At 66.3% G+C, this 20,549-nt stretch carries 18 protein-coding genes and 1 tRNA gene; 11 read left to right on the top strand and 8 right to left on the bottom strand.

The features are described 5' to 3' along the window. The 3 genes from SPHI_RS15050 to SPHI_RS14455 form a co-directional block, all read left to right on the top strand. On the top strand, positions 1–1,203 hold a 1,203-nt coding region (locus SPHI_RS15050; RefSeq protein WP_076745665.1), incomplete at its 5' end, for a hypothetical protein. 381 nt (positions 1,204–1,584) lie between these two features. Further along, a complete protein-coding gene (locus tag SPHI_RS14460) occupies positions 1,585–1,797 on the top strand; it encodes a cold-shock protein (RefSeq protein ID WP_076745664.1) in 213 nt (70 codons plus the stop codon). A gap of 62 nt (positions 1,798–1,859) precedes the next feature. Beyond that, a complete protein-coding gene (locus SPHI_RS14455) occupies positions 1,860–2,072 on the top strand; it encodes a hypothetical protein (RefSeq protein WP_076745663.1) in 213 nt (70 codons plus the stop codon). Positions 2,073–2,075: 3 nt separating this feature from the next. On the opposite strand, the gene SPHI_RS14450 is transcribed toward SPHI_RS14455, so the two are convergent. After that, the gene (locus SPHI_RS14450; RefSeq protein WP_076745662.1) at positions 2,076–2,543 is read right to left on the bottom strand and encodes an Lrp/AsnC family transcriptional regulator; all 468 of its coding nucleotides are present in this window, start codon (positions 2,541–2,543) and stop codon (positions 2,076–2,078) included. 108 nt (positions 2,544–2,651) lie between these two features. Here SPHI_RS14450 and putA point away from each other — a divergent pair, with 108 nt between their 5' ends. From putA to SPHI_RS14425, 5 genes are all read left to right on the top strand, one after another. Further along, positions 2,652–6,263, top strand: a complete 3,612-nt coding sequence (putA, locus tag SPHI_RS14445) for a trifunctional transcriptional regulator/proline dehydrogenase/L-glutamate gamma-semialdehyde dehydrogenase (protein WP_076745661.1) — start codon at positions 2,652–2,654, stop codon at positions 6,261–6,263. Positions 6,264–6,440: 177 nt separating this feature from the next. After that, complete coding sequence (gene rplK / locus SPHI_RS14440) at positions 6,441–6,872, top strand: 50S ribosomal protein L11 (RefSeq protein WP_076745660.1); 432 nt, start codon at positions 6,441–6,443, stop codon at positions 6,870–6,872. Positions 6,873–6,876: 4 nt separating this feature from the next. Beyond that, positions 6,877–7,569, top strand: a complete 693-nt coding sequence (gene rplA / locus SPHI_RS14435) for a 50S ribosomal protein L1 (protein ID WP_076745659.1) — start codon at positions 6,877–6,879, stop codon at positions 7,567–7,569. Positions 7,570–7,692: 123 nt separating this feature from the next. Further along, positions 7,693–8,787 (top strand): histidinol-phosphate transaminase, encoded by a 1,095-nt coding sequence (gene hisC / locus SPHI_RS14430; protein WP_076745658.1) that lies wholly within the window; start codon positions 7,693–7,695, stop codon positions 8,785–8,787. Positions 8,788–8,936: 149 nt separating this feature from the next. After that, entirely contained in the window at positions 8,937–9,845 is a 909-nt protein-coding gene (locus SPHI_RS14425; protein ID WP_076745657.1) for a prephenate/arogenate dehydrogenase family protein, read from the top strand. A gap of 209 nt (positions 9,846–10,054) precedes the next feature. Here SPHI_RS14425 and SPHI_RS14420 read toward each other — a convergent pair whose 3' ends face one another. From SPHI_RS14420 to ftsE, 4 genes are read right to left on the bottom strand one after another with little or no spacing between them, the layout of a single operon-like run. After that, on the bottom strand, positions 10,055–10,756 hold the full coding sequence (locus SPHI_RS14420) for a lysophospholipid acyltransferase family protein (protein WP_076745669.1): 702 nt from the start codon (positions 10,754–10,756) through the stop codon (positions 10,055–10,057). 2 nt (positions 10,757–10,758) lie between these two features. Next, positions 10,759–11,292: a YdcF family protein gene (locus tag SPHI_RS14415; RefSeq protein WP_076745668.1), complete on the bottom strand. Its 534-nt coding sequence runs from the start codon at positions 11,290–11,292 to the stop codon at positions 10,759–10,761. After that, a complete protein-coding gene (locus SPHI_RS14410) occupies positions 11,289–12,185 on the bottom strand; it encodes a cell division protein FtsX (RefSeq protein ID WP_076745656.1) in 897 nt (298 codons plus the stop codon). Before SPHI_RS14410 ends, SPHI_RS14415 begins: the two co-directional genes overlap by 4 nt. After that, on the bottom strand, positions 12,182–12,889 hold the full coding sequence (ftsE, locus tag SPHI_RS14405; RefSeq protein ID WP_076745667.1) for a cell division ATP-binding protein FtsE: 708 nt from the start codon (positions 12,887–12,889) through the stop codon (positions 12,182–12,184). Before ftsE ends, SPHI_RS14410 begins: the two co-directional genes overlap by 4 nt. A gap of 158 nt (positions 12,890–13,047) precedes the next feature. Between ftsE and SPHI_RS14400 the strand changes: the two genes are divergently transcribed. Together SPHI_RS14400 and SPHI_RS14395 are read left to right on the top strand one after the other, a co-directional pair. After that, a complete protein-coding gene (locus SPHI_RS14400) occupies positions 13,048–13,830 on the top strand; it encodes an MJ0042-type zinc finger domain-containing protein (protein WP_076745655.1) in 783 nt (260 codons plus the stop codon). Positions 13,831–13,952: 122 nt separating this feature from the next. After that, positions 13,953–14,039, top strand: a tRNA-Leu gene (locus SPHI_RS14395). A 153-nt stretch (positions 14,040–14,192) separates the two neighbouring features. On the opposite strand, the gene SPHI_RS14390 is transcribed toward SPHI_RS14395, so the two are convergent. Then, complete coding sequence (locus tag SPHI_RS14390; RefSeq protein WP_076745654.1) at positions 14,193–16,313, bottom strand: TonB-dependent receptor domain-containing protein; 2,121 nt, start codon at positions 16,311–16,313, stop codon at positions 14,193–14,195. A gap of 229 nt (positions 16,314–16,542) precedes the next feature. On the opposite strand from SPHI_RS14390, the gene trhO reads away from it, so the two are divergent. After that, complete coding sequence (trhO, locus tag SPHI_RS14385; RefSeq protein WP_076745653.1) at positions 16,543–17,472, top strand: oxygen-dependent tRNA uridine(34) hydroxylase TrhO; 930 nt, start codon at positions 16,543–16,545, stop codon at positions 17,470–17,472. 87 nt (positions 17,473–17,559) lie between these two features. Here trhO and SPHI_RS14380 read toward each other — a convergent pair whose 3' ends face one another. Both SPHI_RS14380 and SPHI_RS14375 read right to left on the bottom strand, forming a co-directional pair. Beyond that, positions 17,560–18,225: an HPP family protein gene (locus SPHI_RS14380; RefSeq protein ID WP_076745652.1), complete on the bottom strand. Its 666-nt coding sequence runs from the start codon at positions 18,223–18,225 to the stop codon at positions 17,560–17,562. Positions 18,226–18,229: 4 nt separating this feature from the next. Next, positions 18,230–20,014: a DUF885 domain-containing protein gene (locus SPHI_RS14375; RefSeq protein ID WP_076745666.1), complete on the bottom strand. Its 1,785-nt coding sequence runs from the start codon at positions 20,012–20,014 to the stop codon at positions 18,230–18,232. Between the last annotated feature and the right edge of the window lie 535 nt (positions 20,015–20,549).

The raw sequence follows: 20,549 nt of genomic DNA, 5'->3' as shown, positions 1-20,549 counted from the left end.
GCCCCACCGCCGGCGCTCCCCACCGAAACCTTCCTCCCCGATCCCGACGATGGCGCCCCGCCGCAATATTCCCGCCGGCAGGACGGCTGGTCCGCCGCCAACCAGCGCCGCTTCCTCGAAGCGATCGCCGAAGGGCATGGCGTCGAATCCGCCTGCCGCTGCGTCGGCCTGTCCGCCACCTCCGCTTATGCCTTCCGCCGCACCGCGCGCGGCGCCGCCTTTGCACTCGGCTGGCGCGCCGCGTCGCTCGTCGCGCGTGAGGCGATTGCCGAGACGCTGCTGGTCCGCGCGCTGGAGGGCCAGGTCGATACCTATGTCCGCGCCGACGGCAGCAGCGTCACGCGCCACCGCCACGACAATCGCCTCGCGCTGTCGCTGCTCGCCCGGCTCGATCGCCAGGTCGAATCCGCGCCCGATGCCGATGCCAAGGCCGCGCGGCTCGTCGCGCAGGAGTTCGACGCCTATCTCGATCTCGTCACCCGCGACGAAGGCCCCGCGCGCGCCGGCCTGTTCCTCGCCCGCCGCGCCGGGCAGCTGACCGACGATGGCGAGGACGCCGCCGCCGATCTCGCCCCCATCTTTGCGCTCGCCGCCGCCGATCGCCTCGCGCGCACCGGCCATGCCAGCGCCGCCGACGTGCCGGTCGCCGATCTCGATCCGGCCGCGCGCGCCGAATGGACCGCCGAGCAATGGCAGCGCGCCGAGGCCGCGGGCCTGCTCCGCCTCGCCCTCCCCCAGACCGAGCCGCCCGAAGCTGCTCCCGAACCCTCGCCGGAGCCTCAACTTTCTCAACATTCGCCAATAGAGGCGCCCTTGCGGGACGATTTGCTCGTCTGGTGGGATGAGGGGGAGGAGCGCTGGTACACCTGCTTTCCGCCCCCGGACGATTTCGACGGCGACGAGGACGGCTCGCCCGAGGACATGGATTATTCGCGCACCCTCACCGATGAGGAGGAGGAAGCGATGGGCCGCGGCCCCGAGCATCACGCCCCCGCGACAATCGCCGCGCTGGCGCGAAGCCGTGCGCCCTATTTCGCGCGCATCGCACAGCAACGCAGCGTGCCGCAGCTGCCACCCTTGCTGGCGCGCCTGCTCGCCGCGCGCGACGGCGGTGCCGGCGCCAGTAACGGGGGCAGCGCCGGCGGAAGCCGCCCGCCGCCATCGCATTGCCCTCCACAGACCGCGTCACCGGGAGGGGAATGAACAGGACGAAAAGGAAGCGGGCTTTGGCTTTGGCGTCTTCTCGCTCGCGCTTGGTGCGGCGGATTTGCTTCCGGCCCGCCGCATCGCCCGCGCGGTCGATGCCCGGCCATGAAGGGATGGTCGAGGCATTCGGCGCGCCCGTGATCATCCGGGAGCGATCATCCGGGAGCGATCGTCCGGGCGGGGCGTTGGGCGAAACGACGGGGCGCATCGCCGCACCGACCTTGTATCGCCCGGCGTGGAGGCCCATATCACTTCTGCTACAGTCGCAAATCGAACGGTCTTTGGCGCTTTGCGGCACCTTCTTCCTTCTTTCCCTGCTGCCGCGGCACCGGGCAATCCGGTCGTCGGCTTGCCCCGCCCAACAAGAAGGAAGTATTCATGGCCCAGATCGGCACCGTAAAGTTCTTCAACATGGACAAGGGCTTCGGCTTCATCGCGCCTGACAATGGCGGAACCGATGCATTTGTTCACATCTCCGCTGTGGAGCGTGCCGGCTTCGCCACGCTGCAGCAGAATCAGCGCGTCAGCTACGAGCTGGAAAATGATCGCCGCGGCCGCACCAGCGCGGTTTCGCTCGAAGCCGCCGAGTAAGATGGTGATAGGCGGGTCGGCATGTCGCCGGCCCGCTCCCCTCTCGACAAGGAGCCTGCCCGATGGCCGACGATGCCGCCATGTACCGTAGCCGCGCTGCCGCCGAACTGGCCAATGCGCAAGGGGCGCAGCTCGATAACGTCCGCGAACGCAGCGAACGTGCTGCCAAGGCCTGGTCGACCATGGCCGACCGTGCCGAGCGAGTCGCCACCCAGCGCCACGAGCGCGAAGCGGCCACCGCGGCTACCGCCGCCGCCGGCCGCGAGATCGTATAAGGTTCAGCTTTCGCGAACCGTCTCCATCACCACATAGGTCGACGTGCTCGACACATGCGGCAGGCTTGAGATCCGCTCGCCCAGCACCGCGCGATAGCTGCGGATGTCGGCGGTGCGGATCTTCAGCAGATAATCGAAATGGCTGGCGATCATGTGGCATTCCTCCACTTCGGGAATGGCCAGCACCCCGCGCCGAAACGCTTCCAGCGCCGCCTCGCGCGTGTCGGAAAGCTTCACTTCGGTGAACGCCACATGCCCCTGCCCCAGCCGCGCGGGGTCGACCACCGCGCGAAACCCGCGAATGATCCCCCGATCGGTCAGCCGCTTCAACCGTACCTGGCACGGCGTCTTGGACAGCCCCACCCGCTTGGCAAGCTCGGTCACCGCCAGCCGCCCCTCGGTCTGGAGCACCGCGATGATCCGCCGGTCGAACACGTCGATCTCGTCAGCACCGGCAGGCGAAACGTCCACGGCAAACCTTCCCAAAGAACCGAACAGCCTCTCCTCTACATCAACATAAGTCGAAAAGCCCGCTCGATGGCGCCTATATAGCTCCGGCCACTCCTCCGGAATCCAGCCATGCAGCCGCTCCCTCCCCTGTTCGCCGATTTCGCCCCGCCGATCCGCCAGGCCACCCCGCTGCGAGAAGCGATAACCGCCGCCACCCGCCGCCCCGAACCGGAGGCATTGGCGCCGCTCCTCGATGAAGCGACGCTGCCGGACGAGGTAAAGACCAACGCCCTGTCGGTGGCGACGACGCTCATCACTGCGCTGCGAGCCAAGCACAAAGGCACGGGCGTCGAAGGTCTGGTCCAGGAATATGCCCTGTCCAGCCAGGAGGGCGTGGCGCTGATGTGCTTGGCGGAAGCCCTGCTCCGCATCCCCGACACCGACACCAGGGACGCGCTGATCCGCGACAAGATCGCCGGCGGCGACTGGCGCTCCCACATCGGCGACGGCCGCTCGCTCTTCGTCAATGCCGCCACCTGGGGCCTGGTGGTGACGGGCAAGCTGACCAACAGCGTCAACGACCGCGGCCTCGCCGCCGCGCTCACCCGCCTCATCGCTCGCGCCGGCGAACCGGTGATCCGCCGCGGCGTCGACATGGCGATGCGCATGATGGGCGAACAATTCGTCACCGGAGAGACGATCGGCGAAGCGCTGAAGCGGGCGAGGCCCCTGGAGGCGCGCGGCTTCGGCTACAGCTACGACATGCTTGGCGAGGCCGCTACCACTGCCGCCGACGCCGGCCGCTATTACCGCGACTACGAAACCGCGGTGCACGCCATCGGCAAGGCCTCCGCCGGCCGCGGCGTCTATGCCGGCCCCGGCATCTCGATCAAACTCTCCGCGCTCCATCCCCGCTATGCGAGAGCGCAGGCCGACCGAGTCATGGGCGAGCTCCTCCCCAAAGTCCGCGCGCTCGCGCTGATCGCCAAGAGCTATGACATCGGCTTCAACATCGATGCCGAGGAGGCCGACCGCCTCGAACTGTCGCTCGACCTGCTCGAAAGCCTTGCCACCGATCCCGATCTCGCCGGCTGGAACGGCCTCGGCTTCGTCATCCAGGCCTATGGCAAGCGCTGTCCCTTCGTCATCGACTGGATCGTCGATCTCGCCCGCCGCGCCGATCGCCGGATCATGGTCCGCCTCGTCAAGGGCGCCTATTGGGACGCCGAGATCAAGCGCGCGCAGGTCGACGGCCAGGCCGACTTCCCCGTATACACCCGCAAGATCCACACCGATGTGTCGTATCTCGCCTGCACGCGCCGATTGCTGGCGAACCGCGACGCGGTGTTTCCGCAGTTTGCCACGCACAATGCGCAGACGCTGGCGACGATCTATGCGCTCGCCGGCCCCGACTTCACGATCGGCGATTACGAGTTCCAGTGCCTCCACGGCATGGGCGAGCCGCTCTACGACGAAGTCGTCGGCGCGGATAAGCTGAACCGTCCCTGCCGCATCTACGCCCCCGTCGGCACGCACGAGACGCTGCTGGCGTATCTCGTCCGGCGCCTGCTGGAAAACGGTGCCAATTCCTCCTTCGTGAACCGCATCGCCGATCCCGAAGTCTCGATCGCCGATCTCGTCGCCGATCCGGTCGCGCTGGTCCGTGCCGCCGACGTCCCCGGCCAAAAGCACGCGTCGATCGCACTCCCTGCCGATCTGTACCCGGACCGCCGGAACTCCGCCGGTCTCGATCTTGCCGACGAGCGCACCCTCGCCGTGCTCGCCGAGACGATGCAGGCCGGCGCCCACGCGCAATGGCTCGCTGCGCCCGCCGGTGGCAAAGGCACCGCACGCCTCGTCCTCAACCCCGCGGACCACCGGGATACGGTAGGGACCGTCGTGGAGATGACGCCCGACCAAACCGCCGCCGCTGCCCGCACGGCTGCCGCCGCAGCCCCCGCCTGGGCCGCCGTCCCGCCGGCCGAGCGCGCCGCCATCCTCGACCGTGCGGCCGATACGATGCAAGCACGCATGGCCGAGCTGATCGGCCTCATCGTCCGCGAAGCCGGCAAGTCGATCCCCAACGCCATCGGTGAAGTGCGCGAAGCGATCGACTTCCTGCGCTATTACGCCGATCAGGCCCGCCGCAGCTTTGGCCCCGCCCACCGGCCGCTCGGGGCCGTGACGTGCATCAGCCCCTGGAACTTTCCGCTCGCGATCTTCACCGGCCAGGTCGCCGCCGCTTTGGTCGCGGGCAACACCGTGCTCGCCAAGCCTGCCGAGGAAACCCCGCTGATCGCCGCGCAGGGCGTCGCCATCCTCCACGAAGCGGGCATCCCCGCCGACGCGCTCCAACTCGTCCTCGGTGACGGTAGCATCGGCGCCGCCCTCGTCGCCGCACCCGAGACAGCGGCGGTGATGTTCACCGGCTCCACCGAAGTCGCCCGCCTCATCCAGCGCGAGCTCGCCACCCGCGTTTCACCCGAAGGCACCCCCATCCCGCTGATCGCGGAGACCGGCGGCCAGAACGCCATGATCGTGGATTCCAGCGCCCTCGCCGAACAAGTCGTGGCCGACGTCATCGCCTCCGCCTTCGACAGCGCCGGCCAGCGCTGTTCGGCGCTGCGCGTCCTGTGCCTGCAGGAGGAGGTCGCCGATCGCATCCTGACGATGCTGCGCGGGGCACTGCACGAACTGTGCGTGGGCCGCACTGATCGGCTTGCGGTCGATATCGGCCCTGTGATCACGGCGGAGGCACAGGCTGGCATCGAGCACCATATCGCCGCCATGCGCGGTCGCGGCTGCACGGTCGAGGCATTGCCGCTGGGCGAGGAAGCCTCGCACGGCACCTTCGTTGCCCCGACGATCATCGAGCTGAAGGACATTGCCGAGCTGAAGCGCGAGGTGTTCGGCCCCGTCCTTCACGTCATCCGCTTCAAGCGCAGCGGCCTTGACGCGCTGATCGACCGCATCAACGCCACCGGCTACGGCCTCACCTTCGGCCTGCACACGCGGCTCGACGAGACCATTGCGCACGTCACCGCGCGTGTGAAGGCCGGCAACCTCTACATCAACCGTAACGTGATCGGCGCAGTGGTCGGCGTACAGCCGTTCGGCGGTCGCGGGCTGTCGGGCACCGGACCCAAAGCCGGCGGGCCGCTGTATCTCGGCCGGCTGGTACGCGGCGCGGTGACGGCGCCGGCAATCAGCTCCACCGTTGCCGATCCGGCGGCGCGTGAACTGGCTATGTGGCTTGACGCCCAGGGCGACGCGACCGGCGCGGCGCTGGTGCGCGACGTCGCGAGCACCGCGCTGCTCGGCGCCGAGACCGAACTCGACGGCCCGGTCGGCGAGCGCAACCTCTACGTCTTGCACCCACGCGGCCGCATCTTGCTGCTGCCCGAGACGCCGCAGGCCCTGATGGCGCAACTCGCCGTCGGCCTCGCCACCGGCAACGATCTGGTCGTGGACGCCGCCATGCGCACCGATCTACCACCCGCCGTGGCCGCGCGTGTTCATTGGAGTACCGACTGGACCTGTGAAGGCCCCTACGCCGGCGCACTGATCGAGGGCGACGCGGCACGCGTCTGCGCGCTGCAACAACAGGTGGCCGCGCTCGACGGCCCGATCGTCCTCGCCCAGGCCAACGACTACCGCACCGAATGGCTGGTCGAGGAAGTCTCCACCTCGATCAACACCACCGCCGCTGGCGGCAACGCCAGCCTCATGGCGATGACCTAAGCCATCATCACGCCGTCACCCTGGCCTTGGGTCGGGGCCAACCGGGCCGCAAACCAAGGGCTAGCTTTCCCCCCGCCGTTCCGCTAAGCGCGCCCGCTTCCAGCCCACATTGCTGGAACGCTTGCGGGAGGGCGCTGCCACGCGTCCGCACGAACCGCTAAACTTAAAGAGAGTGACATGGCGAAAAAGATTACAGGCTATATCAAGCTGCAGGTGCCAGCCGGCGCCGCTAACCCGTCGCCCCCGATCGGCCCGGCGCTGGGTCAGCGCGGCGTCAACATCATGGAATTCTGCAAGGCGTTCAACGCGCAGACCGGTGACATGGAAAAGGGCTCGCCCCTCCCCACCGTCATCACCGTCTATGCCGACCGCTCGTTCAGCTTCGAGACGAAGACGCCCCCGGCGACCTTCCTGATCAAGAAGGCGCTCGGCCTGAAGTCGGGCTCGAAGGAGCCGGGCAAGACCAGCGCGGGAACCATCAAGCGCTCGCAGCTGTCCGAAATCGCCCAGGCCAAGATGAAGGACCTGAACGCGAACGACATCGACGCAGCAACGAAGATCATCGAAGGCTCCGCACGCGCGATGGGCCTCCAGGTTGTGGAGGGCTAAGGACATGGCGAAGCTCACGAAGAAGCAGAAGGCGATCACGATCGACCGCGAGAAGCTGCACGGCGTCGACGAGGCGATCAGCCTCGCGCGCGCTGGCGCCACCTCGAAGTTCGACGAGACGATCGAAGTCGCGCTGAACCTCGGCGTCGATCCGCGTCACGCCGACCAGATGGTCCGCGGCGTGGTGACGCTGCCGAAGGGCACCGGCAAGACCGTGCGCGTCGGCGTGTTCGCCAAGGGCGCGAAGGCCGACGAGGCCCGCGAGGCCGGCGCCGACGTGGTCGGTGCGGAAGACCTGATGGAGACCATCCAGGGCGGCACGATCGATTTCGATCGCTGCATCGCGACCCCGGACATGATGGGCATCGTCGGTCGCCTCGGTAAGGTGCTGGGTCCCAAGGGCCTGATGCCGAACCCGAAGCTCGGCACCGTGACGATGAACGTCGCCGAAGCGGTCAAGGCCGCCAAGGGCGGTCAGGTCGAATATCGCGTCGAAAAGGCCGGCATCATCCACTCCGGCATCGGCAAGGCGAGCTTCCCGGCCGAGGACCTGCGCGCGAACTTCGACGCGCTGGTCGACGCGGTGGTCAAGGCCAAGCCGTCGGGCGCCAAGGGCAAGTACGTCCGCAAGGTCGCGATCTCCAGCACCATGGGTGCCGGCATCAAGATCGACGTTGCGGAAGTCGCCTCGGCCTGATCGAGGCTTAACTACGTAACATCAAGGGCCGGGGGCGATGCCTCCGGCCCTTTTTTGTTTATCTGGTCGGGGCCTGTCCGCACCGTTGCCAACCGTCCCGCCGCACCGCTACACGCCCGCTCCATGACTGGACCTATTGCCAAGCCGTGGATCATGGAGATCGCACCCTACATCCCCGGGCGATCGACCACCGACGATGGGCGCAAGGTCGCTAAACTCTCGTCGAACGAGAACCCGCTCGGTAGCAGCCCCCGCGCGCGTGAAGCCTTCGCCTCGGCCGCCACCAACCTCGAACGTTACCCCGATGCGGGCGCCACCGCGCTGCGCGAGGCGCTCGCCGCGAAGCACGGGCTGGATCCCACGCGCATCATCTACGGCAACGGCTCGGACGAATTGCTCAACCTCGTCGCGGGCGCCTTCGCCGGGCCGGGTGACGAAGTCATCTACGTCAATTACGGCTTTGCGGTATACCCCATCGCCACGCGCCGCACTGGTGCCACCCCCGTGATCGCGGCCGACAAGGATTATGCGACGGACGTCGATGCGATCCTCGCCGCAGTGACCGATCGCACCACCTTGGTGTTCGTGGCGAACCCTAACAATCCCACCGGCACCTATGCGCCCCGCAGCGAGATCGAGCGCCTCCACGCCGGCCTGCGCGACGACATCCTACTCGTCCTCGATCACGCGTATTCGGAATATATCGAGGGTGCCGATAACGATGGCGCGATGGAGCTCGCCGCGCGTGCCGATAACGTCCTCGTCACTCGCACCTTCTCCAAGATGTACGGCTTGGCCGCCGAGCGGATCGGTTGGGGCTATGGCGCGGCACCGATCATCGAGGCGATGCATCGCATCCGCCTGCCGTTCTCCGTTACCATCGCTGGTCAGGCGGCAGCGATCGCCGCGCTCGGCGACACTGATTTCGTCGCCCACGCCGCCGCGCACAACGCCAAGTGGCGCGCCTGGTTCTCCGAAGAAATCGCCAAGCTCGGCAATGACGGCCTTCGCGCCATCCCCAGCCAGGCCAATTTCGTGCTGGTCGTCTTCGAAGGCGAACTGACCGCGGAGGCGGCGTACAAGGGCCTGATGGATGCCGGCTATATCGTCCGCTGGCTGCCTGGGCAGGGCCTGCCCCATGCCCTGCGGATCACCATCGGCACCGAGGACGAGACCAAGAGCGTGATCGCCGCGCTGCGGCAGTTGGCGGGCGCGTGACGGTCTCCAGTCTTCTCCCATTCGTCCCAAGCACCCCTGCTCCGTTCGTCCCGAGCGAAGTCGAGGGACAAACCTCGGGCGCGCCGCTCGGGGTCCGCCCCTCGACCCCGCTCGGCAAGAACGGGTTGGGTTGGTGATCTGGAACTGACATGCTCCCCTTTTCCCGCGTCACCATCGTCGGCCTTGGCCTGATCGGCTCGTCCGTCGCCCGCGCGGTGCGCCAGAACATGCCAACGGTGCGCCTAACGGGCTATGATGCAGACCCGGACGTGCGCACCCGGGCAGACGCGCTCGGGATCGTGGACGACGTGACCGATACCGCCGGTGCAGCCGTGACGGACACAGATCTGCTCATCCTCTGCGTGCCCGTCGGCGCGATGGGCACCGTCGCTGCCGAACTGGCAGCCGACCTTCCCGCCGACGCGATCGTCAGCGATGTCGGCAGTTGCAAGGCGGAGGTCGCCCGAGCCCTTACCGCCGCGCTCCCCGGCGCCACGATCGTCCCGGCCCACCCCGTCGCCGGCACTGAGCAGAGCGGGCCGGAAGCCGGCTTCGCTTCGCTGTTCCGGGGTCGCTGGTGCATCGTCACGCCCTTGGCGGACGGCGATCCCACGGCCACCGAACGCGTCGCCGAATTCTGGCGGCGGCTCGGCAGCACGGTGGAGGTGATGGCGCCCGATCATCACGACCGTGTTCTGGCCGTGACCAGCCACCTGCCCCACCTCATCGCCTATACGATCGTCGGCACCGCCAATGATCTCGCCGAAGTGACGCAGTCGGAAGTGATCAAATTTTCCGCCGGCGGTTTCCGCGATTTCACCCGTATCGCCGCGTCGGACCCAACCATGTGGCGGGACGTGTTCCTCGCCAACAAGGAAGCGGTGCTCGAAATGCTGCAGCGCTTCAGCGAGGATCTGTCGCACCTTCAGCGCGCGATCCGCTGGGACGATGGCGACACCTTGTTTGAATTATTCTCCCGCACCCGCACGATCCGCCGCTCGATCGTCGACCAGGGCCAGGACGACGCCGCGGCGGATTTCGGCCGCAAGCACGAATAGCGAAGCGTCATCCAAGGGGAAGTCACCTCACCCACCTCGTCATGCCGGGCTTGTCCCGGCATCCAGCGCTCGGCGCGCCTAGAGCCCGAATTCGTGGCATAGTGGGCCCCGACACAAGCCTGCCTGAACCGGCTCCTGCCGTCGCAGGCTTAAGCTATTTCAGTGGCAGGGCCAACGCCCGCAGGCTCGACACCCTCAGCACCAGCGGATCAGGAAAGCTTGCCGGCACCCAGCTCCAAAGCGTTGATGGCCTCCCAGACGCGCCGCTCCGCTTCCTTGCGCGGCAACCCCGACGGAATCGGCTCCCCGATCCGAACCGTCACCACACCGGGTCGCTTCAGCCCCTTCTTCGGCATGAACCGTCCGCTATCGAGGGCAATTGGCACCACCGGCAGGTTGAGCGCCTTGTACAGCCCCGCAAAACCGGAGCGCAGCGGCGGGCTTTCACCCGGCAGCACGCGCGTTCCTTCCGGATAGACGATTACTGATCGCCCCCTCGCACGCAGCGCTGCTCCTTCAGTCATCAACTGGCGCAGTGCCTTGGCCGACGCCTCACGATCCACGGAGATTGATCCATATAGCCGCGTCGCCCAGCCCCACACCGGAATGCGCGTCAATTCGCGCTTCAGCACCATCGCCGGGCCGCCCAGGATCAGCTGAAGCTCGGTTGTCTCATACATCGCTTGGTGTTTGGCCGCGAAAAGATACTGCCCGTCCGGCACCGCACCTTCTACCCGTGTGGTAATTCCGAGAATCGTGCGTGCGCACCAGCGCTGCAAGCGCGCCCATTGGTGCGCCTGCCACATCACCGCACGCTTGCCGAACAACGCCGCTGGCGCCACGCCCAGCACGATCGGCACCGACCCGGCGTAGAAGACGAACCGGTAGAGCAGCGTTCTAACCCCAGCCATGATCATCCGACACCCACCCACAACGCGATCCGTCGCAGGATCAGTTTATTATATTCGTTCACCAATGAGGCGAGCGGCTGTTCCGCCCGAACGCCATCGCGCACGATCGTGACATCCTCGTCCAGCGCCTCGCCGACTTCCATCCGCGCCCGCGCCATGTGCCAGTCGGAGGTGACGAGCCTAACCGACTTATAGCCGTGCTCACGAACCCACCGGCTCGTCTCCTCCGCGTTGGAGCGTGTATCCACGGCTTCCCGCCCCAGATCGACGCAGCAGGCAATCGCCCGGGGGTGGCCATTGGCCGCCGCAAGATCGACCTTGCGGAGCCCGGTCGCCACGCCTGTGACGAGCATTCGCTTCGCCCGGCCCTCCTCGATCAGTGACAGGCCGCGCGGGATCCTGCCGGGCCCGCCGGTCGGAACCACGATCGCGTCGGTCGTCAGCATCGCATCCGCCGGCTCGGCCAATCGCAACATGAACACCGCAAAGCCGAGCGCCCAAGCCACGGCAATCAAGCCGAGCAACCGTAGCATCAGAGCACCCGTTCCAGAGCGCGCGTGATGGCGAAACGCGCGGCCAGCGCCGCCAGCAACACAAAGGCGATCGGCAGCATCGCCAGAACCGCCCATCCGCTCATTCCCAGCGTCGCCCCGCCGAGCAACTGCGACCCCAACCCTGCAGCTTCCCCGCTGACGAGCAACAACATGCCGATCGCCGCCAGACTGCCGATCGCCGCGCCGATGGCGGCGTCGCGCGCAATCCGCCGCTGAAACAGCCGCGCCACCTGCAGATCGGTCGAACCAAGCATGTGCATCACCTCGATCGTCTGGCGATGCGCGTCCAGCCCCGCGCGCGCCGCGAGCATCACCACCGCCGCCGTGGCACCGGCGAGCAGCAGGACCAGTACCGCCGCTATCGACACGACGAGATTGAGGAACCCTGCCACTGGCGCCATCCACGCCTCGTGCGCATCGATCCGTGCGCTTGGCGCGGTGGATTGCAGCGAAGCGCGCACCCGCGCCAGCGCCGCCGCCGTGTCGTCGGCCAGTTCGAGGTCGATCATCGCCGGTATCGGCAATTCCGGATCGGCACCGTCGTCGCCGAGCCATGGCCGCAGCAACGCGGCTAGTTCGTCACGATCGACGAGCGCCGCGCTACGCACCGCCGGGAGCTTCTGCAACGTCGCAACGGCGCGGCCCACTTCCGCTTCTCGCCGCGCGGGATCGGCGGCCATGATCTGGACCGTCGCACGCCCGACCAATTGGGTCTCCAGCGCACCGGCCGCGTTGCGTGTCGCCAACCCGAGGGCGGCACCCAGAACCGTCAGGAACAGCATGATGGCGATGATCCACACCATCGCGCGCACGCCGCGCGCCTCATCGAGCACGCGCCGCGTCCGCTCGCCATTTTTCCCGGTGGAATTGGTCACGCGAGTTCCCGCGCCGGTGGGTGCCGCAGCGTGCCCGTCGGATCATGCAACCGGCCCTTCACCAGCCGCATCATCTGCGCGCTGGGCACACGATGCATCAAATGCAGGTCGTGGGTTGCGACCACCACCGTCGTTCCGAGACGGTTCAGCGAATCGAACAACAGCAACAATCGTTCGGCCATTTCCGGATCGACGTTGCCCGTCGGTTCGTCGGCAACCAGCATCTCCGGCCGCCCGATCACCGCGCGGGCGATGGCGACTCGTTGCTGCTCTCCACCTGACAAGGTCTCGGGCTTGGCGCCGGCACGCTCCGTCAGTCCGACCCAGGCGAGCATCTCGCTTACCGGCTCGGCGATGTCCGCCTCCGGCATCCCCGCAATGCGCAGCGGCAATGCGACATTGTCGGCCGCCGACAGGTGCGGCACCAGCCGGAAGTCCTGAAACACCACCCCGATCCGCCGGCGGAATCCCGGCAATCGCGCGCGCGGCATGGTCACCGCATCCTCGCCGAACAGCCGGATGATCCCGCGGCTCGGCCGCTGCGCAAGGTACAGGAGGCGCAACAATGAGGTCTTGCCCGCACCGCTGGCGCCGCTCAGAAAGTAGAACGATCCAGCCGCCAGTGCGAAGCTGATGTCGGAGAGCGTCTCCGGTCCGTCACCGTACCGCAACCCCACATTCTCGAACTGCACGATATTCGCCATTGCGGCGCCGCTCGTCCCTTCCCACTCAAAGCCCCACATGCGCCATCGCACGATGCGCGCCACCGCTTCAACCTCCGCTTGCATGCAGCGCAAGGGCCGTGTTTAGATTCGCAGGAGGCTTCGGCCTTTCCTGCCCACCCCGCCGGTAGCGTTGTGCGATGATCCTTGAATGTCCTGAATGCCGCACCCGTTACCTGGTGCCCGATACATCCATCGGCGCGGAGGGCCGCACCGTGCGTTGCGCCAATTGCCGGCATAGCTGGCATCAGGAGCCGGACACGCGGGCGGCCGAAGCGATCGCCAGTGCATCGCCCGCCGTTCCAGTTCCGGACGCACCGACGGCGACGTCGGCACCGGGCGGCGCCACAACGGAACCCGCCGCCCCTGTCGCGGCGCTTGCACCGCCTCCCCACGCCACCCCCGCGCCACCTCTTTTCGATCGCCCTCCTCTCCCGCAGCCCGACACGGTGTCGATGGCGACCGAGGCCGCGCGCCCTTCATCGCGCCCGCGCGTCAATCCGATGCGCCGATGGACAATCGCGGCGGTGCTGGCGGCGCTACTGATGCTGGTTGCCGTTGGCGCCATTCTGTGGACCAGCGCGCCCGGCCTTGCGGCACAGTTCGGGCTTAACTTCGGACCTGAGGAAACGCCGCTGCGCTTGATCGACAATCCGATCGAGCGCCGCGAGATCAGCAACGGCAGTGAGTTGTTCGCGGTAAGCGGCAAGGTGCTGAATCCGTCCAACGATCGGCAGCGCGTGCCCGACATCCGCGCCGACCTTCGCGACGCCCAGAACCGCATCGTTTACACGTGGACGATCATCCCTCAGCAGCGCACGCTGGCGCCCAAGAGCGCCATCGACTTCAACTCCGCCAAGTTGGATGTCCCCGCTAGCTCCAAGAAGCTCGAACTGAGTTTCGTCGGAGAGGGCGACCAATAACCAAAACGCCGACGAAGCTGCGATTTTTTGCGCGGGGTACACACAGCCCATTGCCAGCCCTCCGAACCCTTGCTAGGGGCCCGCTCCTACCAGCCGCCGGGGCAGCCCGGTGGACATCACGTGCGGTCGTGGCGGAACTGGTAGACGCGCAACGTTGAGGTCGTTGTGTCCGAAAGGACGTGGAAGTTCGAGTCTTCTCGACCGCACCACTCAGTCAGCTGATGACTGGGTTTTCATAAGCAGCCGATGGTAGATCCGCCCGTTCAGGGCGCAGCTTTCCTCAGTGTGACGGTTCGATCACCAAGGCAGCCGTGGATGGAGCCAGACGCGACATGCGGCCAGCCCCTCCATCCGAACCTCTTCTAAAAGTCGATGTTCGCTGAAAGCAGCACACGCCGCCCTTCCTGATTAATTGAATAGGCCGGGGTGAAGGCCGTCGTCGCTCCCGTCGCATAAGGCAGGTACACGGCATAATCAGTGTCGAGGATGTTGTAGAGCGTCGCCGCCAGCCGGAAAGCGGGGGCGACCTGATAGGATCCGCCCAGGTGGAACACCTCATAGCCGCGGAAGTCGCCAACCGCCTGCTGCTGGGCATTGGACCCCCGCCATCGGCTGGATCGCACTTCGGCGCGCGCCCACAGGCTCGCCTTGTCGTTGATGCTCCAGCGCAGATTGCCGTTCAGCATATGCTCCGGCGTGCCGATCAGCGGCAGTCCTTCCTCTGGGCCGCTCAACTGCTCGCTTTCGGTATAGGTATAGTTCACGCCCAGCGTCGCCCCCCGGGTGAGACGGAAGCTCGTCGCGACCTCGACCCCGCGGGTGCGCGCCTTATCGATGTTGATTGATTGGCTGAACAGATCCACCGTCGGAAACGGCCCGACATCCAGGCAGCCCGGGCGATTGGGCGCGCCGGAGAAGCGACAATTCGGAATGCCCGGCCCGCCTGCGATCTTGTCGGTGAAATCATTGTTGAACAGCGTCAGATTGCCGCTGAAGAGCCCGTTCGTGTCCCAGTAGATTGCCGCTTCGTAGCTGTTGCTGGTTTCCGGCGTGAGGTTGGGGGAGCCCAGCAGCGGAATGCGGCCCTGCCCGCCGAAGCCGATGATCCCGCTGGCGATTTGCTCCACCCGCGGCGTCTTGAACCCGCGGCTTGCGCCGCCCTTCAGCGTCAGCTGGTCATTGATGTTCCACACCGCATAGGCCCGCGGCGACCACTTGCTGCCAAAGGTTGAGTGATCGTCAAAGCGCACGCCGGCGGTGAGATTGAACCGCTCCGCAAGCGTCAGGGTAGCTTCGGCGAAGCCCGCCCATTGCGTGAAGCGGAATGGTTCGGGCGCCACGCCCTCGACCATGCGCGCGCGCCAATACTGGCCACCGACGGTATAGGCGACGGCCCCGGTTCTGCCGGCGAATCGCGAATCGACGATGTCGTTGCGAGCCTCCAGTGCGCGCGGGCTGCCCGGCGTCGCGCCCGGCGTCCCGTTGGGGATCAATCGCCCGATCGTCTCGGTCTCGTTCCGCGTGACGGTCGTATCCAGCGTGCCCAGCCGCGTGCGCCAGCTATGCGCGAGGACATAGTTGCTGCGATTGAACCGTTGCTCGGGCGAATAGCCGCCTGAACCCAGCGTCCCCAGCCGCCCTTCGCGATTGTCATAGGTCTGCTCGTTGCGATCGAACTCCATCCACAGATCATGGTCGGCGTGCGGGGTCAGCGTCACGCGCCCGCCGTAATTGTAGATGTCGGACTGCACCGGGTTGCGGCCGAGCGTCAGCGCCGGATCGCCGGGAACCTCGATGTTCGATGCCGCGCGATGAAAGATGCTGCCCCGCAGCGTTAGACCAACGAGATCGCGCACGACGGGCCCCTGCGCGAAGCCATTGATCGACTGGATATTACCGAACCGCTCATCGCCCTGGATCGTGCTTTCGACGGTTGCCGTGCCGACCCAGTGCCTCCCCACCTTACGCGTGATGATGTTGACCACGCCGCCCATCGCATCCGAGCCGTAGAGCGTCGACATCGGCCCACGCACCACCTCGATCCGGTCGATCGCTGAATAGGGAGGAAGAAAGCTGGTCGAGGTCTCACCAAAGCCATTGGGCGTGACGCCGCCTGGCGCATTCTGTCGCCGCCCATCGATCAGCACCAGCGTATAGTCGCTGGGCATCCCGCGCATCGAGATGGTCAGGCCGCCCGTCTTTCCCGCTTCTCCACCGACATCGACACCCTGCACGTCGAGCAGCGCGTCGGCCAGGCTGCCGAAACGCTTCTGCTCGAGGTCGGCGCGATCGATCACACTGATGCTGGCGGGAGCATCCTTGATGCGCTGTTCGTAGCCCGCTGCCGTCACGACAATATCGTCCGGATCGTCGAAGGTCGCCGGAGCGCTTTCCTGCGCCCGAGCCACCGGGGCGGTCAACACGGCAGCGACGGCAAAAAGGGATAGGCAGCACGCGCCGACCGGCTTGTGTTTCTGGATCATCAAAGGGCCTCCCCACCCCCGCTAACAAGAATGATTTGCAGCAATGGCGCGATGAGCGGGCTGAAGAAGATGGTCAACCAACGTCAGCATGCTGGCAATTTTTCGTTACAGCTTAGAAATGGATGGCCGTCTGGATGCCAAAGGGTCGTAAGTCGGCAGGATAATGCCTATAGACGGGCGCAATGATCGCTGCGCCCGCCGCAGCATTGCTCACCCGTGTTGGCGTACCATGACCCTGCCCTTCCGCACCGCGGCCCTGTATCAGTTCACTCGCTTCACCGATCCCGCAGCGCTGCGGGGCCCGATCGAGGCGCTCTGCCGCACGCATGCAGTGCAGGGCACGTTGTTGATCGCGCACGAAGGCATCAACGGCACGATCGCTGGCCCGCCCGATGGCATCGGGGCGGTGGTCGCCTACCTCCGCACGCTGCCTGGCTGCGAGTCACTCGGGGTTAAATACGCCTGGGCGCCGGCCGAGCCGTTCCATCGTCTGAAGGTTCGCCTGAAACGCGAAATCGTAACCATGGGCCAGGCTGATCTCGACCCGCTGCGGGATGCCGGCACCTATGTCGCGCCCGAGGATTGGAACGAGCTGATCTCCCATCCCGACACTATTCTTATCGATACGCGCAACGACTATGAGGTTGCGATCGGCACCTTCCCCGGGGCAATCGATCCCGCAACCAAGAGCTTCCGCGATTTCCCCGCTTGGTTTCGCGCCAACCGCGACCGGCTGATCGCCGACGGCACCAAGGTGGCGATGTTCTGCACCGGCGGCATTCGCTGCGAAAAGTCGACGGCCTTTCTCAAGTCCGAGGGTGTCGACGAGGTCTATCACCTCGAAGGCGGCATTTTGAATTATCTCGAAAAGGTGCCTGCCAGCGACAGCAAGTGGTCGGGCGAATGCTTCGTGTTCGACGAACGCGTGTCGGTCACGCCGGACCTCCAACCTGGCAGCCATGTCCTGTGCCGCGCCTGCCGGCGCCCGGTGAGTGAGACCGCGCGAACCTCGCCGCTTTACCAGGAAGGTATTAGCTGCCCCGACTGCCATGCCGATCACGATGATGACAAGCGCGCGCGCCTTGCGGAGCGTCACCGTCAGGAAGCGCTCGCCCGCGCCCGCGGCGAACGTCACGTCGGCGCGAAGATGGGCGATTGAAGGGGATCCCGATCGCCTCGGCCGGCTGATGCGGAACGCCGGCGGGAACCCTGCCCCGAAGACCCGTCGGTGGCTAGCTCTTGCCTCCTAACGGCGCCGGCCCGCCCGCCGAACCGCCGCGTGGTGCGTCACGCGCTCGACCAATAGTACCAGATCCTCGCGGTCGATATCGAACGTCTCACCAAGTTCCTCCAGCGCACGATCTACATCTTCCAGGTGAGGTGCAGCCGGCGCCGCAGGCAACGGCCGGTGCGGATAGGAATGGCCTGAAAAGCGATGGAAGATGATCCCGGCCAGTGTCAGCAGCGCGGCATTGAGCCCGACCGGTACGAACGCGAACAGATAGCCCATCGACAGCACCGCCGGACCGCCGACAACCGCAGTAAGCGCCGCCGCACCGCCTGGCGGATGAAGGCAGCGGCATAGCGACATCAGCAGGATCGCGCCGCCGACCGCAATTCCTGCGGCGATCACGGGATCGTGCACCAGCTTGATTGCGGTTATGCCGACCAGTGCGGAAATAGTGTTGCCGCCGATCACTGGCCACGGCTGCGCCAGGGGGCTGGCCGGCACGGCGAACACCAGCACCGCCGCCGCTCCCATCGGGGCGACCAGCCATGGCAACGGCGTCCAGGATTGAAGGATCAGCAGCGCGAGCAGGCCGGTGATGCCAATCCCCACCAGCCCGCCGATGCTGCCCGTGATCCTGTCGCGCAGCGTGGCGCCCGCCAGGATGGCCCGGAAAACTGCCATGCTTTTACTTCTGCCCCGCCACCCACTCGGTAACTTTCTGTTCCAGCACCGGCATCGGCAGTGCGCCGGTATCCAGCACGGTGGCATGGAAGCCGCGGGGGTCGAACTTGCCGCCGAGCTTCGCCCTTGCATCGGCCTTCAGCCGCAGGATCGTCAACTGGCCGATCTTGTAGGCGAGCGCCTGTCCCGGAATGGCGATGTAGCGCTCTACTTCAGCGATCGCGTCGGTCTCCGGCATCGGCGAATTGTCGAGCATGTAGCGTATCGCCTGCTCGCGACCCCAGCCCTTGGCGTGGATCCCGCTATCGACCACCAGTCGCATCGCGCGCAACATTTCGTCGTTCAGCCCGCCCATCCGCTGGTACGGATCGGTCTCGACACCGAGTTCCGGATAGAGCGTCTCGGCATAAAGCGCCCAACCTTCGACAAAGGCGGTGTTGCCACCGAAGCGCATGAAGGCCGGCAGGCTTGTATCCTCCTGCGCCAGGCTGATCTGGAAATGATGCCCCGGCACCGCTTCGTGCAGGTAAAGCGTCTCCATGCCCCACAGATATCGGTTCGGCAGGTCATAAGTGTTGTAGAAGAACACGCCCGGCCGTGTTCCGTCCGGCGTCCCTGATTGATAGGAGCCGGCCGCATCGGTCTTCTCGCGGAACGCCGGCACCGGGCGGATCTCCAGCGGCGTCTTCGGGATCAGCGCGAACTGCTCGCGAATCCGGGAATCGACCTTCTTTCCGATCGCGGCATAGCCTGCGGCCAGCTCTTCCGCCGTCTTGGGCTGGAACTTCGGATCGGTACGCAGGTGCTTGAAGAATTCGGGCAGGCTACCCTTGAACCCGGCGCGCGCCTTCTGCTGCTCCATTTCTGCCAGAATTCGCGCCACCTCGGACAGTCCGAGCTGATGGACCTCTTCCGCCTTCATCGGCAGCGTGGTGCTGCTCTCGATCAGATAATCGTACAGCGCCGCGCCGCCCGGCAATGCTGACGTGCCGACGGTGTCACGAGCCTTTGGCAGATACTCATTCTGCAAAAAGTCGCGCAGTCGCTTATGTGCCGGGTTGAGCACGTCCCGCACCTGCGCGGCATAGGCGGCCATCAACCGGGTGCGATCGGCGGCGCCAACCGCGTCGGGAAATTTGGTGACCGGCTGATAGAACAGCGACGTTTCAAGCGACCCGGCGAGCAGATTGTCGAGCTGGCCGATCACGTTCCGCACCACCAGCTTGGGCGGCATGATCCCCCGCGCCATTCCCTGACGGGCGCGGGTGATCATGCGGTCCACCAGCGCGGCATATCCCACGTTGCGCTTTAAATTATTGTCATAGTCGAGCACCGTCTTGAACGGTGCGGCGCCCTGACTCGACGCAAACTCAGGGTAGAACGTCTGGAAGCCGCCGAAGTGATTAATTGGCAGCACGTCGGTGATGCGGCGGATTGCCGGCGCATAGCCCTTGAGATCGCGCGTGCGATCGGATTTGAACACGTCATAGGCGATGCGGTCGACCGCGCCGAGCTTCGCGCGGTCGATCGTTTCCAGCGCCTTCAGGTCGGCCAGCAGCGCCTGCCGCTCAGCCTCCTCGTGCGCTTCGGTCAGGTAATCCCCCAGCCGATCCGCGTACCGCAAGTCGCCGCGGAACACGCCTTCCACCGGGTTGCGGCGCAGCTTCGCCTCATCGCTATCAGCAAAGATGCGGCGCAGCTTTGCGCCCTCGATCTCCGCCGTTCCGCTGGGGGCAGACGGAGCGGGTGTCTGCGCGGCGGTGACTGCGGGAACGGCGGCGGAAAGCATCAGGGCAAGAAGCAGGCGCAACAGGAGACCTTTCGAAGTAATCCGCGCAACGTAGATCGTCAGGCGGGGCGGCCGCAATGGTTTGCGCTGTTGGTCCCCCGCCCGCCAGCAATGCGCTGTTTAGCGTGCAAGACGACCAAAGCACCATTGATCCGATCACCTCCACCGTTCGTACCGAGCGAAGTTGACACGCTGGCGATAAGTGGGCGCTGCCCGACATGCCTCGCCACTTCGCTCCGAACGACTAGCTGAAGGGTTGAGCCCGAAGCAGCAGGCTCTGCAACATCGACTCGGACGGATCCAGCACGCGAAGACCACTCGGCGAGATTCGTCGCCTGTTTAGGGGAGGCCGCCAGGATTGACGTGCCGGTTATGGCCGCTCCCGCCCGCGGGCCACCGATAGCCAGTCGCCCACCACCCGTCGCCTCTCGCTTGCCGCGCGTCGCCGTCACCCGCCGTCCGCCGCCGCTCGCTCGCCCCCCGCAGCCCCCCCCGCGGTCCGCGGGCGGGAGCGGCCATAACCGGCACGTCAATC

This window comes from Sphingomonas jeddahensis, from assembly GCF_001981525.1.
Lineage (GTDB): Bacteria > Pseudomonadota > Alphaproteobacteria > Sphingomonadales > Sphingomonadaceae > Sphingomonas > Sphingomonas jeddahensis.
Note: the sequence above shows the minus strand (reverse complement) of the source record. Positions and strands in the feature narration are given on the sequence as shown.

Coding starts and splice junctions, on each gene's coding strand:
- SPHI_RS14420 (WP_076745669.1), bottom strand. CDS start 10,756: ATGGCTGGGGTTAGAACGCTGCTCTACCGGTTCGTCTTCTACGCCGGG.
- SPHI_RS14400 (WP_076745655.1), top strand. CDS start 13,048: ATGATCCTTGAATGTCCTGAATGCCGCACCCGTTACCTGGTGCCCGAT.
- trhO (WP_076745653.1), top strand. CDS start 16,543: ATGACCCTGCCCTTCCGCACCGCGGCCCTGTATCAGTTCACTCGCTTC.
- putA (WP_076745661.1), top strand. CDS start 2,652: ATGCAGCCGCTCCCTCCCCTGTTCGCCGATTTCGCCCCGCCGATCCGC.
- rplK (WP_076745660.1), top strand. CDS start 6,441: ATGGCGAAAAAGATTACAGGCTATATCAAGCTGCAGGTGCCAGCCGGC.
- SPHI_RS14380 (WP_076745652.1), bottom strand. CDS start 18,225: ATGGCAGTTTTCCGGGCCATCCTGGCGGGCGCCACGCTGCGCGACAGG.
- SPHI_RS14375 (WP_076745666.1), bottom strand. CDS start 20,014: ATGCTTTCCGCCGCCGTTCCCGCAGTCACCGCCGCGCAGACACCCGCT.
- SPHI_RS14425 (WP_076745657.1), top strand. CDS start 8,937: ATGCTCCCCTTTTCCCGCGTCACCATCGTCGGCCTTGGCCTGATCGGC.
- ftsE (WP_076745667.1), bottom strand. CDS start 12,889: ATGGCGAATATCGTGCAGTTCGAGAATGTGGGGTTGCGGTACGGTGAC.
- hisC (WP_076745658.1), top strand. CDS start 7,693: ATGACTGGACCTATTGCCAAGCCGTGGATCATGGAGATCGCACCCTAC.
- rplA (WP_076745659.1), top strand. CDS start 6,877: ATGGCGAAGCTCACGAAGAAGCAGAAGGCGATCACGATCGACCGCGAG.
- SPHI_RS14460 (WP_076745664.1), top strand. CDS start 1,585: ATGGCCCAGATCGGCACCGTAAAGTTCTTCAACATGGACAAGGGCTTC.
- SPHI_RS14390 (WP_076745654.1), bottom strand. CDS start 16,313: ATGATCCAGAAACACAAGCCGGTCGGCGCGTGCTGCCTATCCCTTTTT.
- SPHI_RS14455 (WP_076745663.1), top strand. CDS start 1,860: ATGGCCGACGATGCCGCCATGTACCGTAGCCGCGCTGCCGCCGAACTG.